This window comes from Methylobacterium phyllostachyos (assembly GCF_900103445.1).
Classification (GTDB): Bacteria; Pseudomonadota; Alphaproteobacteria; order Rhizobiales; family Beijerinckiaceae; genus Methylobacterium; species Methylobacterium phyllostachyos.
This window is the reverse complement of the sequence record NZ_FNHS01000021.1, coordinates 1-13,995: the sequence shown is the minus strand read 5'-3', so window position 1 is coordinate 13,995 and position 13,995 is coordinate 1. Positions and strand designations below refer to the sequence as shown.

Genomic DNA, 13,995 nt, shown 5'->3' with positions numbered 1-13,995 from the left:
AGAGCGCATGGGGGATCTGGTCTGCCCTCAGGATGAGGGCGGGGGTGGGAGAGGCGAGCAACAACAATCAAGGAAGGGTTGGATGGCGCAGACCATCGGGTTCATCGGTCTCGGCAACATGGGCGGCCCCATGGCGGCCAACCTCGTGAAGGCGGGCCATATGGTGCGCGGCTTCGATCTGGCTCCGGCCTCACTCGAGACTGCCCGCGCCGAGGGAATCGCCGTGGCGGGCTCAGCCCTGGAATCGGTCGCGGGCGCGGACGTCGTCATCACCATGCTGCCGGCCGGGCGTCACGTGATCGAGGTCTGGACCCAGCTCGCCGAGGCGCTGCCGGCCGGCACCCTGCTGATCGATTCCTCGACCGTCGATGTCGAGAGCGCCCGCAAGGCCCACGCCCTCGCTGAGGCCCGGGGCTGCCTGTCGGTCGACGCGCCGGTCTCCGGCGGGACCGGCGGCGCGAAGGCCGGGACACTGACCTTCATGGCCGGCGGCGCCGAGGCCGCCTTCGCGAAGGCCGAGCCCCTGCTCAAGGCCATGGGCAAGAACGTGTTTCATTGCGGCGCGGCCGGCGCCGGGCAGGCGGCCAAGATCTGCAACAACATGATCCTCGGCATCTCGATGATCGGCGTCAGCGAGGCCTTCGCGCTGGGCGAAAAGCTCGGCCTGTCGCACCAGGCCCTCTACGATGTCGCCTCGGTCTCCTCGGGCCAGTGCTGGTCGCTGACCACCTACTGCCCGGTGCCGGGGCCGGTGCCCACTTCGCCGGCCAACAATGGCTACAAGCCTGGCTTCGCCGCCGCACTGATGCTCAAGGATCTCCGCCTCGCCCAGGCCGCCGCTTTGGCCTCCGGCGCCGCGACGCCGCTGGGCGCCGAGGCCGCGCAGGTCTACGGCCTGTTCGAAGGCGCTGGCCACGGGGGTGAGGACTTTTCCGCGATCATCCGTATGCTCCGCGGGCAGGGAGGCGAGTCGTGAGCGAGACCTACGAGACGATCCTGACGGAGACGCGCGGGCGCGTCCGGCTGATCACGCTCAACCGGCCGAAGGCGCTCAACGCCATCAACCTCCAGCTCACCCGGGACGTGATCCGGGCGGCGACCGAGGCGGATGCTGATCCGGAGATCGGCTGCATCGTGCTGACCGGCTCGGCCAAGGCCTTCGCGGCGGGCGCCGACATCAAGGAGATGCAGCACGCGACCTACGCCGAGATGTACGCGGGCGATCGGTTCGGCGACTGGGAGCGGTTCACGGCGGTACGCAAGCCGATCATCGCGGCGGTCGCCGGTTATGCGCTCGGCGGCGGCTGCGAGCTCGCCATGATGTGCGACATCATCCTGGCGGCCGACACGGCGCAGTTCGGCCAGCCCGAGATCAAGCTCGGGGTGATGCCGGGGATCGGCGGCAGCCAGCGGCTCACCCGCTTCGTCGGCAAGGCCAAGGCCATGGAGATGTGCCTCACCGGCCGGATGATGGACGCCGCCGAGGCCGAGCGCGCCGGCCTCGTCTCCCGCGTCATCGCCGCCGACCAGCTCCTCGACGAGGCGATGAAGGCGGCCGAGACGATCGCGTCGATGTCGCTGCCGATCGCCATGATGACCAAGGAGGCGGTCAACCGCTCCTACGAGACGACGCTCGCCGAGGGCATCCGCTTCGAGCGGCGGGTGTTCCATGCCATGTTCGCCACCAAGGATCAGAAGGAGGGCATGGCCGCCTTCGTGGAGAAGCGGCCGCCCCGGTTCGAGAACACCTGAACGGGCAGAAGGCCATGGACGTCCTGGACCACGATTCGGAACACCGGTTCGAGATGGCTTTCCCCCGCGCCATCGTCGCCCAGAAGGCGCGGGGCCGCGAGGAGACCATCAACGAGCACTTGGTGAAGTTGCTGGCCTTCGACGTGGCACCGGAGACGCGGGCGGTCTGGCGGAAGGAGCTGGCGCGCCACTTTCGCTTCCTAGCCGCCCTGCGGGTTAAGCCGGGGGCCAGCCTGATCCCCGCCCGGGACTGGTGGGCGTGGCTCTATGCCGACCCGTTCGAACACAACGAAGCCGGCTACACGGCTGGCCTGATCGCGCTGAACGCCGACGATTTCACCCGCAACGGCCGCAGCGTCGGGGCGATCGCCGGGCAGATCCGGGACTTCCACACCGGCATGGTCCAGCGCCTCGGGCGTGGCGAGGCCGGCGATGACCTGATCCCGGCCTGAAGAAGCCGGGACAGGAGAGGCAACGACGAGGAGGGGGAACGACCATGCCGAGCTTCCAGGAGGCCCGCGATCTGCTGCTGGCCCACCGCACCGATTACGCCGCCGCCGTCTCGGCTTTCGCGTGGCCCGAGCCGGTGCCGTTCAACTGGGCGCTCGACTGGTTCGACGCCGTATTGGCCGGCCCCGAGAGCCGCGACCGGGCGGCGCTGCGGATCGTCGAGGCCGCGAGCGGCGCCGAGCAGAGCATTTCGTTCGGCGAACTCGCCCGGCGCTCCAATCAGGTGGCCAACCACCTGCGGCAGCTCGGATTGAAGCGTGGCGATCACCTGCTCCTGCTGCTCGGCAATGTCCCGGCCCTGTGGGAGACCATGCTGGCCGCGATGAAGCTCGGCGCCGTGGTCATCCCGGCGACCACCCTGCTCACCGCCGACGAACTGTCGGATCGCCTCGCCCGCGGGCGCCCCCGGGTGATCGTGGCCGGTCCGGAGCAGATCGCGCGGTTCGCCGGCCTCGACACGGGCGGCGCCATCCGCATCGTCGCGGGCGCCGCCCAAGAGGGCTGGGGCGCCTACGACGACGCCTTCGGCGCCCCGGACAGCCTCGCGCCCGACGAGCCGACCGGGGCCGGCGACCCGCTGCTCCTCTACTTCACCTCCGGCACCACCGCGAAACCGAAGCTCGTGCGCCACAGCCACCGCTCGTATCCGGTGGGCGCGCTCTCGACCATGTACTGGCTCGGGCTCCAGCCAGGGGACGTGCATTGCAACGTCTCCTCGCCGGGATGGGCGAAGCACGCATGGTCGTCGTTCTTCGCGCCCTGGAATGCCGGGGCGACGATCCTGGTGATCAACCAAGCGCCGTTCAACGCCGCCGCCCTGCTGACTCAGCTGGAGCGCACCGGCGCGACCACGCTCTGCGCGCCGCCGACCGTCTGGCGCATGATCATCCAGGAAGATCTGACCGGGAGGAAGCTCGCGCTCCGCGAGGTCTGCGCGGCGGGCGAGCCCCTGAACCCGGAGGTGATCGAGCGCGTGAAGAGTGCCTGGGGCCTCACGATCCGCGACGGCTACGGCCAGACCGAGACCACGGCGCTCATGGCCAACACGCCCGGCCAGCCGGTGGTGCCGGGGGCCTTAGGCCGGCCGCTTCCGGGCTACCGGGTGCGCGTGCTCGACGCCGACGGCGAGCCGGCCTCAGAGGGCGAGGTCTGCCTGGAACTCGGCGCGCATCGCCCCGCCGGCCTGATGCAGGGCTATGATGACGGCCAGGGCCATCTGTCGGGCGCGGCGGGGGACCTCTACCGCACCGGCGACGTGGCGTTCGTGGACGATCAGGGCTGCTACACCTTCGTGGGCCGGGCCGACGACGTGTTCAAATCCTCCGGCTACCGGATCAGCCCGTTCGAGCTGGAGAGCGTGCTGATCGAGCACCCGGCGGTGGCGGAAGCCGCGGTGGTGCCGGTACCGGACCCGATGCGCCACACGATCCCGAAGGCCTATGTGTCGCTCGTGGCGGGGGTCTCGGCAGGGCCCGAGACGGCGCTCGACATCTTCCGCTTCACCAACGCCCGGCTCGCCACCTTCAAGCAGCTGCGCGGGCTCGAATTCGTGACCGATCTGCCCAAGACCATCTCGGGCAAGATCCGCCGGGTCCAGCTGCGCCGCCTGGAGCACGAAGGGGTCACCGAGGATCCGCACCGGGGTCGGGCCTACACGCAGGCCGACTTCCCGGAGCTGAAGGGCGAGGTGGAACGCAAGCTCGACCAGACGGCGGGGTGAGGAATTCTGCCCTTGCCGCCAGGCTGCCGAGCGCTGACATTACGGCGGTCGAATCCTTTGGGGATCACGGTCGATGGCGGAGACGGCCGCTCACGAGTCGCTCGATTTTGCGGAGCAGGTCATACGGGTCCTGCGCGCGATGGAAGAATCGCAGAAGTTCGTGGCCGAGCAGAAGAAGCTCATGGCCGAGGCGGCCAAGCTGGAACGCGACCGTGCCCTGGCCCCATGGCAGGTCGCCCTGGCCGGCATGGCGGCGGGCGCGGCGTTCTTCGGAGCGGGTGCCGCCGTCGTGAAGCTCCTGGGCCCTTAAACGAACGCTCAAGGTTTCCGCTTCCCGAAGCCGAACCGGCGGATTTGCCGAGCTTCCCAAGCCTGCCGTCGACGCTGTCGCGCAGGACCCGGGGCCCGGGGCCGAATCGATAAAATTGCGCGCATCGCTTTCAGCGCCGCGGAGGCTCTGCGGCGCAATCCTGGCCTCAACAACGGGGACAGGTTCGATGGGCGCGGGGTTTCTCAGGACGGTTCGGGTGGCGCTGGCGGGCGCGGCGGCGCTGCTCGGTCTCACCGCCACCGCCGAGGCGCAGACGCTCGCCAGCCTGCCCACGGAGGCCGGCGCCACGACCCTCGGCGACGCGAAGCCGATCGCCGCGTGGGTGACGTTCTGCCAGAGCTACACGGCCGAGTGCGCGGTCGACCGCACCGAGCCGGCCCGCATCAGCCTCACCCCCGCCACCTGGGCGACGATCGTGTCGGTCAACCGCCGGGTCAACAAGGCGATCGAGCCGATGACCGATCAGGAGCACCTGCACGTGGCCGATCGCTGGGATCTGGCCGAGGACGGCATCGGCGATTGCGAGGACTTCCAGCTGCTCAAGCGCCACCTGCTGGCCGAGGCCGGCCTGCCGCGCCGGGCGATGCGCATGACCGTGGTGATCGACGAGAAGGGCGAGGGCCACGCGGTGCTGAGCCTGATCACCGACCGGGGCGATCTGGTGCTCGACAACAAGACCAACGCGATCCTGCCCTGGCACAAGACCGGCTACGTGTTCATCAAGCGCGAGAGCCAGGACGCGGTCGCGTGGGTATCGCTCGGCGGCGTCACCTCCCCAGTCACCACCGCAAACCGTTGAGTGCGCCTCAGGCGGCGCGGCTCAGCGAGGGTTGCGCGAGGCTCGCCACATAGGCCTCGACCCGGCCGATGAAGCCGGCGAGGTGCGGAGCCACGCCCCGGAGACTCGCGAGATCGCGGACCAGGATGTCCCGCGACAGGGCCCGGTCGCCGTCGCTCGGCGCATCGGCCAAGTAGGCACTCACCGCGTGCTCCGCGATGTTGATTGCACCGGCCCGGCCATCCTCGGCGAGCGCTCTGATCACCTGCTGGATGGCGGGCTGCATAATGTGTCCTTGTCCTGGCTGGGGCCACGTCCCGATGGACTGGCAGATGTCTTGCTCTGATCGGAACCCGCCGCGAATCCCTCGCGTCAGGTGCCTAGTGACAAGCCGGCAAAGCGGATCCGAATCAAGGGCTTCAGTCGGGCCGCAATGCGGGTATTCGCGTGGTGCATGCACGGATGCGGAGTTCTGCGGATGCAACACCGCATTAAAACGGAACCTTTGCGCCGTCCGGCGGTTGTTGTCGCCCCACTGAGCCATTGTGCGTTGCAAAGCGGCGTGTCACCTTTCCGTCATCATCGGGCGGCGGGGCTTGGACCATGCGGCACGCGGATGGCGGATTGACGGGTGAGACGTTCGGTACCCTGCACTGGCGGGGTTGGAGGGATGCGGCGCGCCGGGGGCGACAGGCGGCGAGCTTCGCCCTGATCGGCACGATCCTCGCCTTGAGTGGCGCGACGACCCATGCCCATGCGCGGCTGGTTCTGCCCGGCGAGGCCTCGCGGGAGGAGCCGACAGGGGCCGTGCGGGCTATCGCGGGGTGGACGGATTTCTGCGCGCGGATGCCCGCGGAATGCATGGTCGACACCGCCGAGCCGACCGTGATCCCGCTCACCGTGGCGGTCTGGCGAACGCTGCTCAGCGTCAACCGCCGGGTCAATGCCCGCATCCGGCCGATCACCGACCAAGCGCATTGGGGCGTCGTCGATCGGTGGGACTTCCCCGATGACGGGTCGGGCGATTGTGAGGATTACCAGCTTTTGAAGCGGCGGATGCTGGTCGAGCGTGGCTTGCCCCGGCGTGTCCTGCTGATGACCGTGGTGATCGACGAGATCAACGAGGGGCACGCGGTGCTGACGGTGCGCACCGATCGCGGCGATTTCATCCTCGACAACAAGACCGATGCGATTCGTCCCTGGCGGCGCACCGGCTACAGCTTCATCAAGCGTGCCGGCCAAGACGGGGCGGCCTGGGTCTCCTTGGAAGGTAAGGACGGGACAGCCCAGGTGGCGACCGCCGAGCCTTGAGGCCGCCGCTCAGGCGCCGACCAGCATCGCGGCGAGGTCGAGGGCGACCCGGCCCGAGAGCAGGCTCCAGCCACAGGCGATGACGGTGGCCAGCATCACGAAGGGCATTGGCCGCCCCTCGAGGCGGCGGCCCCGCAGGGTGTTGCGCAGGATGATGAACGGCGCCGAGAAGGCCAGCATCGGCAGGGCGGCCACCGCCGGCAGGCCGCCGCGCTCCAGCAGGCTGAAACTCGCCCGCCGGGCCGCAAACAGTTCGAAGGCGCTGGCGATGAGACCGGAGAGCGCGAGGCCGAGGCACAGCGTCCGGATCGAGTCGAGGGCGGCAGGCGTGACGACCATTATTCGCGCTCCTGTACAGGTTCGCGCAGCTTAGTCACGCCATTTACTGTCTGTTAAGCAGTACCGCCGGTTAGCGTTAACCCATGCACAGGCAAGCGCCGGGGGAACCGGCGCGGCTGGGTTTCAGGCATCCTCTTCGAGGTCGATGTCGAGGATCGCCATCCGGAAGACGAAAGAATCGTCACCGTCTTCCTTGTCGTCGGCGATCACGCCGATCGACTCTTCGCCGATGAACACCTCGGCGGAATCGCCGGTCTTCATCGCCGTCAGGCGGATATTGTTGTTGGCGAACTTGCGGCGCAGGTAGTCCTGGAGCTTTGCGGTTTCGGCTTTGGTCACGCTGTTGGATCTCCCTGGCGGCGCAGGCGCCGCGGGTGGTCTGATAGGGGTGGGGCTTGCCACGCCAGCGGCGGAGCGGCAAGCGCAGGTTCAGATCCCGTCACCCAGATGGATGAACTGGTCGAGCGCAACGAGTTGATCCATGGCCCGGGCCGGATCGTCGCAGCCCGCAGTGCCGACGACGCGGGCCGGCACGCCCACCACCGTGGTGTTGGGCGGCACCGGCCGGAGCACCACCGACCCCGCCGCGACCCGGGCGCAGGCCCCGACCTCGATGTTGCCCAGGATCTTGGCGCCGGCGCCGATCATCACGCCGCGGCGGATCTTGGGATGCCGGTCGCCCCGCTGCTTACCGGTGCCGCCGAGCGTCACGGCGTGCAGGATGGAAACGTCGTCCTCGATCACGGCGGTCGAGCCGACCACGAGCCCGGTGGCGTGATCGAGGAACACGCCCCGTCCGATCCGCGCGGCCGGGTGGATGTCGCACTGGAACACCTCCGAGACGCGGCTCTGGAGGTAGAGGGCGAGGTCGCGCCGGCCGCGATTCCAGACGTGGTGGGCGAGGCGGTAGGCCTGCAGCGCGTGGAAGCCCTTGAAGTAGAGGACGGGTTCGAGGGCCCGGAGCGTCGCGGGATCGCGGTCGATCACCGCGCCGATATCGGCCCGGAACGCCTGCCCGATGGTGGGATCCTCCGCGATCGCCTCGTAGAAAGCGTGGGCGATGAGCTCGGCCGGCAGCGACGGATGCCCGAGACGGGCTGCGACCCGGTGCGCGACAGCCCCTTCGAGGGTGGTGTGGTTCAGGACTGTCGCCACGATGAAGGAGGCGAGCTGCGGCTCGGTTCGCAGCAGATCCTCGGCTTCAGCACGCAGCCGCGACCAGACCGGATCGACGAGCGCAAGGTCGCGGGGCTCCGCGTTGCGGACAGGACTGGCGCTCATGTCCGAGTCTCCAAATAAGAGCGGGTTCCCGGGTGGCAAATCACCGCCCGATCTCCGGTCACGGGGTTCCAAAGGGATCATCCCTTTGGCGGAGTGTCGGGGCGGGGCCCTGACAATGGGCGAAGCCCAACGGCAGGGTTGCGCCCTGCACCCGCAAAAGGGTTCAACCTTTTGAAACCAGGACCTTCGACGACGCGCCCTAGCGTGGTGCGCCGCAGTGCGGCGATCAAGGGCCGGAGCGGTCCGGAGGCTGCGTCGCCAGCATGGCTGTCACCCGGTTACGCGACCGGCGACACCGCATGGCCGAACCGCGCCTCGATGGCTGCGGTCAGGCGGTCGAGCATCGTCTGGACCGGGATGTTGGAGGTGTCCACCGTGGCGGGTGCGCGGGCATAGAGCGGCTCCCGGCTGGCCAGCACGGCGCGCAGTTCCTGCATCGCCGAGGCGTGGTCGCCCGTGGTGGCGAGGTGGCCTTGCTCGCGCACGCGGCTCATGTGCTCCTCAGGCCGGGCGCGCAGCCAGATCGTGTAGAAGGCCTGAAGCAGCAGGTCGAAGGTCAGGGGCTCGGCCACGATGCCGCCGCTGGTCGCCAGGATCAGCGGTCCGGGATGTTCGGTGAGGCGGCGCAGCGCCTGCTGCTCCAGCCGCCGGTAGCCCTCCTGGCCGTAGATCGCGAAGATCTCCTGCACGGAGAGCGCGTTCTCCCGCTCGATCTCGGCGTTGAGTTCCACGAAAGTCCAGCCGAGCCGCTCGGCCGCGAGCTTGCCGAGCGTCGACTTGCCGGCGCCGCGCAGGCCGATCAGGGCCACCCGCGGCCGGTCGCCCGCCTCGGGCCGGCTGCCGCCGGAGAGCGCCTGCTTGGCGGCGGCGACCTGGGCCGGGCTCGCTTGACCGAGAAGATCGCGGATCAGAGGCCAGTCCGGCTGTGCGTCGTTGCCCGTAATCAGGTCGTCGAGCCGCACGCCCATGGCATTTGCCACCCGCCGCAGCAGGATGATCGAGACGTTGCCCTGGCCGCCCTCCAGCTGCGCGATGTAGCGCTCGGAGAGGCCGGACGTCTGCGACAGGACCTTGCGCGACAGACCGCGCACGGTGCGCGCGTGCCGAACGCGGCGCCCGAGGTCCGTGAGAAAGAGTGATTCCTGTTCCACCACGCCGGTCATGGCGCAATTCGCTTTCCTAACCAGCTCGAAAGCAGAGTCCGTGCCCTGCCTGTCAGCCGCTTCGAGATCGGTCGCGCCCGGCGGTTCGGACGATGACGGCCCGACCGTGCGCGCGAAGACCCGCGTATCCTGCCCAGAGATCTGTATTGCGCCGCCCGTGTCCGGCCGCTGCGACCGGCCGACGGTCTGTGCCGCGCCGGCCCAACCACGCTGCTGGCGTGCAGCCTATGTGTTGCGGATCGCCTCGATGGTCAAGGCTTGAGCATGATCCTTGTGTGGGCAGACGGCGATATCGGCGCCTCGATGCGGGAGCGTGCCGGTTCGAGCGGCGGCGCTACTCGACCGGCAGGGCGACGGCCTCTTGGATGGCTGCGCCGGTCGACGCGCGCCGCGGACCGGCCGCGGCCAGCTTCTGGACGTTGGGGCGGCGCGGCGGCAGCGGCACCTCGACCGCCTCAGTGACGGGGAGCGACGCGGCGGCGGGCGTCATCGGGGTCGGCGCGGCCGCGGTCTCGGACTGGGACGAGAGGCGCAGCTCCGCAAGCTCGGTGGGGGCGGCGGCGAGTCCGGCCGGGCGGCGCGGCGGCAGCGGCACCTCCACGGTCTGCACCTGTGCCGCCGGGTCCGCCGCCGCGGCGGCCGGTTCGACCGACAGGCTCGCGAGCTGGACCATGCCGGCCAGGGCGTCCGGGCGGCGTGGGGGCAGGGGCACCTCCACCGTCTCGGTCGGCACCGCGACCGCGGCGGTGGTGGGGGCATAGGCCAGGGCCGGGGTGGCGGAGTTCCCGGCATCCGCCGCGCCGCCGCCGAACAGGCTCGCGAGCGCGCTCGCCGAGGCGGCCACGGGGGCCACCACCGAGGCGACCTCGGTGGAGACGCCCTGGCGCTTGGCGGCGTAATAATAGCCGCGGTTGTAGTAGTGGTAGGCTTGGCTCAGGTTGCCCTGGGCGGTGCGGTAGGCACCCGCCAGATAGGCCACGCCGTAGCGGAGGTTGGTGGCCGGATCGAGGAGCCCCGCGGCGTCGCCGGTATAGCCGAGGCTGCGCGCCGTCGCGTGCTTGATCTGCATCAGGCCCAGCGCGCTGCCGCCCTTGGCGTGCGGATTGTAGTTGCTCTCGCGCTTGACCACCGCGTGCACGAAGCTCGCCGGAACGCCGTTCGCCTTGGCCTGCTGCTCGATCAACGCGTCGATGTTGTCGTGTGCCGCCTGCCCGAAGGCGGCAGCGGGCACGACCGCGAGGGCGGCAGCCAGGAGAAGGCGATGCATTCCGAGACCCGGTGCTGTTTCTGTGGTCAAGCTAGGTCGCGGGGAAATGAGGCCGGAAAACGGCCCTGCTTCGGCAAGCTGTGGGCGGAGGTGGCGCGGACGCTCGTTGTGCCTCGTCGGACACAGATCAGAATCGGTCGCGCGGGCAGGGCAAGCGGCGCAGCGTCGCGCGTGAGATCAAGGCAGGATGAAGCGGTCGACGCCGTGGGCGAAACCGTCCGCCTCGTTGCTGTCGGTGACGGCGCGCGCCACCGCCTTCACGGCGTCATCGGCATTGCCCATCGCCACCGAGAAGCCGCTCCGGGCGAACATCGGGCAATCGTTGCCGGCATCTCCGAAGGTCGCGATCCGCTCGGGCGCAATGCCCAGATGCGCGCTCATCCAGGCGACGAATTGGCCCTTGTCGAGATGGGGTGGGGTGACGTCGAGATAATAGGCCTGCGAGCGGTGGATCGTGGCCCGGTCGGCCAGGGCCGCCCCGATCCGCGTCTCGCAGGCCGCCAGATGGGCGTGGTCGCGGCTGACCCCGACGATCTTGCCCGCGGCGCCCATGAGTGTGCCGAGGTCGGCCACCACCTCGGGCTCCGCGCCGATCGTGCGGCGCTCGAGGTCGGTGTAGGGCCCCTTCGGGTCGCGCAGGTACCACGCCCCGTTCGCGAACACCCAGACGTCGAGCCCCTCGGCAAGCAGCCGATCGAGGGCCTCACGGGCAGCCGGCTCGGGGATCGTTCGCTCCTCGAGGGTCGAGAGGTCGGGCCGGACCACGCTGGCGCCGTTGAACGCCCCCATCGGCAGGTCGAGGCCGAGTTGGGCGACGAGGCCGCGCAGCCCCACCGGCGGCCGGGCCGAGGCGATGCTGAAGCCGATCCCGGCAGCCCGCAGCCGGCCCACGGCCGCGACCGTGGCGGCGGTCAGGCGCTTGTCACCGGTCACGAGGGTACCGTCGACGTCCGAGATCACCAGGGCGATGTCCCAAGCCTTGGAACCATGCTCGTTCAGGTTGCGATCGGGCTTGGATCCACGTGTTTGTCGTGACGCGCTCCCTTGCGGCGAGCCGGCATCCACGCCGGCGGGGCGCGTTCTGGGGTCCGCTGTCATCGGCTCGCTCCGCTCCTATCCGCCCCAAGCTCGACCACGACGCGCTCGGCTATCGCCTCGGGCGGGTCGGTGATCCCTACGACGATCGGGTGCTCATCAGGGCCCGGCGCTTCCAGGGTGGCGAACTGGCTGTCCAGGAGAAGGGGCGACATGAAATGTCCGCGGCGCGCGGCGAGGCGCGCCGCGATGGTCGCCTTGTCCCCTTCGAGATAGACGAGCCTCACCCGCCGGCTGCCATGGGTCAGGATATCCCGGTAGGTCCGGCGCAGGGCCGAGCACACCACCACCCCGGACTCCCCGGCCTCCAACCTGTGCTGGATCCAGACCGCGATCCGCGCGAGCCACGGCGCGCGGTCCGAATCGTCGAGGGCGTGGCCCGCATGCATCATCGCCACATGCTCCGCGCTGTGGAAGCTGTCGCCATCGACGAACATCCAGCCGAGCCGCTCGGCGATCAGCGCCGCGACGGTGCTCTTGCCAGACCCCGAGACACCCATGACGACGAGCACCTGCGCGGCTCCGGTCACCGGTCCGGTCCGCCGCGCTGCGGTTCCCTGTGACATGGTCCCGACCCCGCCGCTCCGAGACGCCAGCCGCGCCGGGTGTCATCAATAGGATCGCGGGCCGCGAAGGAAAGGCCGGGGACAACGCCGCGCGGACCGGTGCGCCGTCGGAACCGCCCGCCGGACCGCGCGTTTATCCCCGTGACGACGGAACATTTCAGGAACACAAAGCCCATGGCCCAGTCGACCGCCAAGACCCCGACGAAGTCCGATCAGAAGCCCGAGGCCTCCGAAGCGAATCCGAAGACCGACCCCAAGGATGTCTCGAACCAGATCAAGGACCCGGATCAGTGGACCACCGGTGGCGAGCCGATGACCGGGGCTCAGGCATCCTATCTCAAGACGCTGACGGAGGAGGCCAAGGAGCCCGAGGCGTTCGATCCCGACCTCGATAAGGCCGAGGCGTCGAAGCGGATCGATGATCTCCGCCACAAGGCGGGTCACGCCTGACGGGCCGGGGTGCGCCCGATCGTCGGGCGCACCCGCTTCCAGTATATTTGGCACAAAAGCGCCGAAGTCCTTCCGTTTCGAAAAATTCATTAATGCCCCGGCAATGGCCGGCCATTTAAAAGCAATGATCAGCCGCGTTGCCCCGAGGCGGGCGGAGCGCGGTGAGAGGTTGTTTCGACCATGCATGAGCCGAGCTGCGGCGGGGCGGGGACAAGTGACGCTCGATTCGGAGGCCCTGCAGGCCTGCTGAACCCGGTAGCCGCCGCAACGGCGCGGTTCGCGCGCGACGAGCGCGGCTCGACGGCGATCGAGTATGCGCTGATCGGCTCCCTCATCTTCCTGGTCGCAGCCGGAAGCATCCGGCTCTACGTCAACCGGATGGGTGGGGTGTACAACCAGATCAGCACCGCGGTCAGTCAGTCCGACTAGCCGAACCCGATCGCGTCGCACAATCGCGTGGCGAGACAGGGCCGGGCGCCAAGCGCCAGCCGTCCCATGCGCGCCCTCATCCTGATACCTCACGTCTCTCCGTGCCGATGCCGCCATGGGCTGCCGCCGCTAGAACGGCTTGGTCAATCCCTGTTGCCCGCCTCGAAAAAGCTGTGCTTAGCGAGGATGAAATGGCAACCTTGGCCGTCCCGTGCGGAGTGTGGCCCACCCGCTACGGACACCCGGGCCGCCATGGGCTAGGCACGGGCTCTGCACTACCGATGGGCAACATCTGGATGCGAACACTTCCCCTCGTCCTGCTCGCCGTCACGGCGATGTCGGGCTGCACGTACCTGCCTGCGGCGGGGCCGACGGCGAGCGCGATCCAGGCGGGCTCGGAGGTGGCCACCGCGGATGGCGGCCTGCTGGCGCGCTACGAGATCATCGACGTCACCCCCGCGGTCATCGAGGCCCTGCGCGGCCGCCCGCTCGACAGCCTGCTCGCCTCCTTCGGCGATCACCGCCCCTCGGCCGAGCCGGTCATCGGCATCGGCGACATGGTCTCGGTCTCGATCTGGGAAGCCGGGTCCGGCGGCCTGTTCTCCGGGCCGCTCGTCGCCGACCGCTTCTCGGCCGGATCCAAGTCCGCCCTCATCCCCGAGCAGCCGGTCGGGCGCGACGGCGCCATCTCGGTGCCCTATGCCGGCCGCATCAAGGTCGCCGGACGCCGGCCCCAGGACGTCCAGGCGCTGATCGAGAACGAACTCGCCGGCAAAGCCATCCAGCCGCAGGTGCTGGTCTCGGTCACCCGCCCGATCAGCCAGGCGGTGACCGTCACCGGCGAGGGTGCGGCCGGCGCCCGGCTGCCGCTCTCGGGCCACGGCGACCGCATCCTCGACGTCATCGCGGCCGCCGGCGGCAACCGCTCGCCGGTCTCGGAGACCTTCGTGCGGCTCTCGCGCGGGCCGGTGACCGCCACCGTGCCGCTGACCACGGTGGTGTC

The 13,995-nt window shown here is 69.6% G+C and carries 18 protein-coding genes; 10 read left to right on the top strand and 8 right to left on the bottom strand.

Annotation, left to right across the window (positions count from 1 at the left end):
* Positions 1-82: 82 nt before the first annotated feature.
* From mmsB to BLQ49_RS25365, 6 genes are all read left to right on the top strand, one after another.
* The gene (gene mmsB, locus BLQ49_RS25390) at positions 83-976 is read left to right on the top strand and encodes a 3-hydroxyisobutyrate dehydrogenase (protein ID WP_091721472.1); all 894 of its coding nucleotides are present in this window, start codon (positions 83-85) and stop codon (positions 974-976) included.
* The gene (locus BLQ49_RS25385) at positions 973-1,752 is read left to right on the top strand and encodes an enoyl-CoA hydratase (RefSeq protein WP_091721468.1); all 780 of its coding nucleotides are present in this window, start codon (positions 973-975) and stop codon (positions 1,750-1,752) included. The genes mmsB and BLQ49_RS25385 overlap by 4 nt, the downstream gene beginning before the upstream one ends.
* A gap of 14 nt (positions 1,753-1,766) precedes the next feature.
* Positions 1,767-2,204, top strand: coding sequence for a hypothetical protein (locus BLQ49_RS25380; protein WP_091721465.1), 438 nt, complete (start codon positions 1,767-1,769; stop codon positions 2,202-2,204).
* A gap of 44 nt (positions 2,205-2,248) precedes the next feature.
* Positions 2,249-3,982, top strand: a complete 1,734-nt coding sequence (locus BLQ49_RS25375; protein ID WP_091721463.1) for an AMP-binding protein — start codon at positions 2,249-2,251, stop codon at positions 3,980-3,982.
* A 73-nt stretch (positions 3,983-4,055) separates the two neighbouring features.
* Positions 4,056-4,292: a hypothetical protein gene (locus BLQ49_RS25370; RefSeq protein WP_091721460.1), complete on the top strand. Its 237-nt coding sequence runs from the start codon at positions 4,056-4,058 to the stop codon at positions 4,290-4,292.
* A 187-nt stretch (positions 4,293-4,479) separates the two neighbouring features.
* Positions 4,480-5,112, top strand: coding sequence for a transglutaminase-like cysteine peptidase (locus tag BLQ49_RS25365; RefSeq protein WP_091721457.1), 633 nt, complete (start codon positions 4,480-4,482; stop codon positions 5,110-5,112).
* A 7-nt stretch (positions 5,113-5,119) separates the two neighbouring features.
* On the opposite strand, the gene BLQ49_RS25360 is transcribed toward BLQ49_RS25365, so the two are convergent.
* Entirely contained in the window at positions 5,120-5,377 is a 258-nt protein-coding gene (locus BLQ49_RS25360) for a hypothetical protein (RefSeq protein WP_091721454.1), read from the bottom strand.
* 317 nt (positions 5,378-5,694) lie between these two features.
* On the opposite strand from BLQ49_RS25360, the gene BLQ49_RS25355 reads away from it, so the two are divergent.
* On the top strand, positions 5,695-6,402 hold the full coding sequence (locus BLQ49_RS25355; protein ID WP_091721451.1) for a transglutaminase-like cysteine peptidase: 708 nt from the start codon (positions 5,695-5,697) through the stop codon (positions 6,400-6,402).
* Positions 6,403-6,411: 9 nt separating this feature from the next.
* Here BLQ49_RS25355 and BLQ49_RS25350 read toward each other — a convergent pair whose 3' ends face one another.
* From BLQ49_RS25350 to BLQ49_RS25320, 7 genes are all read right to left on the bottom strand, one after another.
* The gene (locus tag BLQ49_RS25350) at positions 6,412-6,741 is read right to left on the bottom strand and encodes a DUF6949 family protein (RefSeq protein ID WP_091721449.1); all 330 of its coding nucleotides are present in this window, start codon (positions 6,739-6,741) and stop codon (positions 6,412-6,414) included.
* A gap of 123 nt (positions 6,742-6,864) precedes the next feature.
* Positions 6,865-7,080: a DUF3126 family protein gene (locus BLQ49_RS25345; RefSeq protein WP_091721446.1), complete on the bottom strand. Its 216-nt coding sequence runs from the start codon at positions 7,078-7,080 to the stop codon at positions 6,865-6,867.
* A 90-nt stretch (positions 7,081-7,170) separates the two neighbouring features.
* A complete protein-coding gene (gene cysE, locus BLQ49_RS25340; protein ID WP_091721444.1) occupies positions 7,171-8,022 on the bottom strand; it encodes a serine O-acetyltransferase in 852 nt (283 codons plus the stop codon).
* Positions 8,023-8,300: 278 nt separating this feature from the next.
* Positions 8,301-9,185, bottom strand: coding sequence for a helix-turn-helix transcriptional regulator (locus tag BLQ49_RS25335; RefSeq protein WP_091721441.1), 885 nt, complete (start codon positions 9,183-9,185; stop codon positions 8,301-8,303).
* 334 nt (positions 9,186-9,519) lie between these two features.
* Positions 9,520-10,452: a transglycosylase SLT domain-containing protein gene (locus BLQ49_RS25330; RefSeq protein WP_091721437.1), complete on the bottom strand. Its 933-nt coding sequence runs from the start codon at positions 10,450-10,452 to the stop codon at positions 9,520-9,522.
* A gap of 177 nt (positions 10,453-10,629) precedes the next feature.
* Entirely contained in the window at positions 10,630-11,550 is a 921-nt protein-coding gene (locus BLQ49_RS25325) for a Cof-type HAD-IIB family hydrolase (protein ID WP_091721435.1), read from the bottom strand.
* Positions 11,547-12,113 (bottom strand): gluconokinase, encoded by a 567-nt coding sequence (locus BLQ49_RS25320; RefSeq protein WP_091721432.1) that lies wholly within the window; start codon positions 12,111-12,113, stop codon positions 11,547-11,549. Before BLQ49_RS25320 ends, BLQ49_RS25325 begins: the two co-directional genes overlap by 4 nt.
* Before the next feature lie 174 nt (positions 12,114-12,287).
* Here BLQ49_RS25320 and BLQ49_RS25315 point away from each other — a divergent pair, with 174 nt between their 5' ends.
* From BLQ49_RS25315 to BLQ49_RS25305, 3 genes are all read left to right on the top strand, one after another.
* On the top strand, positions 12,288-12,563 hold the full coding sequence (locus tag BLQ49_RS25315; RefSeq protein WP_091721431.1) for a DUF3072 domain-containing protein: 276 nt from the start codon (positions 12,288-12,290) through the stop codon (positions 12,561-12,563).
* Between the two features lie 180 nt (positions 12,564-12,743).
* Positions 12,744-12,992 (top strand): Flp family type IVb pilin, encoded by a 249-nt coding sequence (locus tag BLQ49_RS25310; protein ID WP_091721429.1) that lies wholly within the window; start codon positions 12,744-12,746, stop codon positions 12,990-12,992.
* 296 nt (positions 12,993-13,288) lie between these two features.
* Positions 13,289-13,995, top strand: a 707-nt coding sequence (locus BLQ49_RS25305; protein ID WP_143012320.1) for a polysaccharide biosynthesis/export family protein, incomplete at its 3' end; no start/stop codon positions are given.

Coding starts and splice junctions, on each gene's coding strand:
- mmsB (WP_091721472.1), top strand. CDS start 83: ATGGCGCAGACCATCGGGTTCATCGGTCTCGGCAACATGGGCGGCCCC.
- BLQ49_RS25380 (WP_091721465.1), top strand. CDS start 1,767: ATGGACGTCCTGGACCACGATTCGGAACACCGGTTCGAGATGGCTTTC.
- BLQ49_RS25335 (WP_091721441.1), bottom strand. CDS start 9,185: ATGACCGGCGTGGTGGAACAGGAATCACTCTTTCTCACGGACCTCGGG.
- BLQ49_RS25350 (WP_091721449.1), bottom strand. CDS start 6,741: ATGGTCGTCACGCCTGCCGCCCTCGACTCGATCCGGACGCTGTGCCTC.
- BLQ49_RS25320 (WP_091721432.1), bottom strand. CDS start 12,113: ATGTCACAGGGAACCGCAGCGCGGCGGACCGGACCGGTGACCGGAGCC.
- cysE (WP_091721444.1), bottom strand. CDS start 8,022: ATGAGCGCCAGTCCTGTCCGCAACGCGGAGCCCCGCGACCTTGCGCTC.
- BLQ49_RS25375 (WP_091721463.1), top strand. CDS start 2,249: ATGCCGAGCTTCCAGGAGGCCCGCGATCTGCTGCTGGCCCACCGCACC.
- BLQ49_RS25315 (WP_091721431.1), top strand. CDS start 12,288: ATGGCCCAGTCGACCGCCAAGACCCCGACGAAGTCCGATCAGAAGCCC.
- BLQ49_RS25365 (WP_091721457.1), top strand. CDS start 4,480: ATGGGCGCGGGGTTTCTCAGGACGGTTCGGGTGGCGCTGGCGGGCGCG.
- BLQ49_RS25330 (WP_091721437.1), bottom strand. CDS start 10,452: ATGCATCGCCTTCTCCTGGCTGCCGCCCTCGCGGTCGTGCCCGCTGCC.
- BLQ49_RS25310 (WP_091721429.1), top strand. CDS start 12,744: ATGCATGAGCCGAGCTGCGGCGGGGCGGGGACAAGTGACGCTCGATTC.
- BLQ49_RS25325 (WP_091721435.1), bottom strand. CDS start 11,550: ATGACAGCGGACCCCAGAACGCGCCCCGCCGGCGTGGATGCCGGCTCG.
- BLQ49_RS25370 (WP_091721460.1), top strand. CDS start 4,056: ATGGCGGAGACGGCCGCTCACGAGTCGCTCGATTTTGCGGAGCAGGTC.
- BLQ49_RS25360 (WP_091721454.1), bottom strand. CDS start 5,377: ATGCAGCCCGCCATCCAGCAGGTGATCAGAGCGCTCGCCGAGGATGGC.
- BLQ49_RS25355 (WP_091721451.1), top strand. CDS start 5,695: ATGCGGCACGCGGATGGCGGATTGACGGGTGAGACGTTCGGTACCCTG.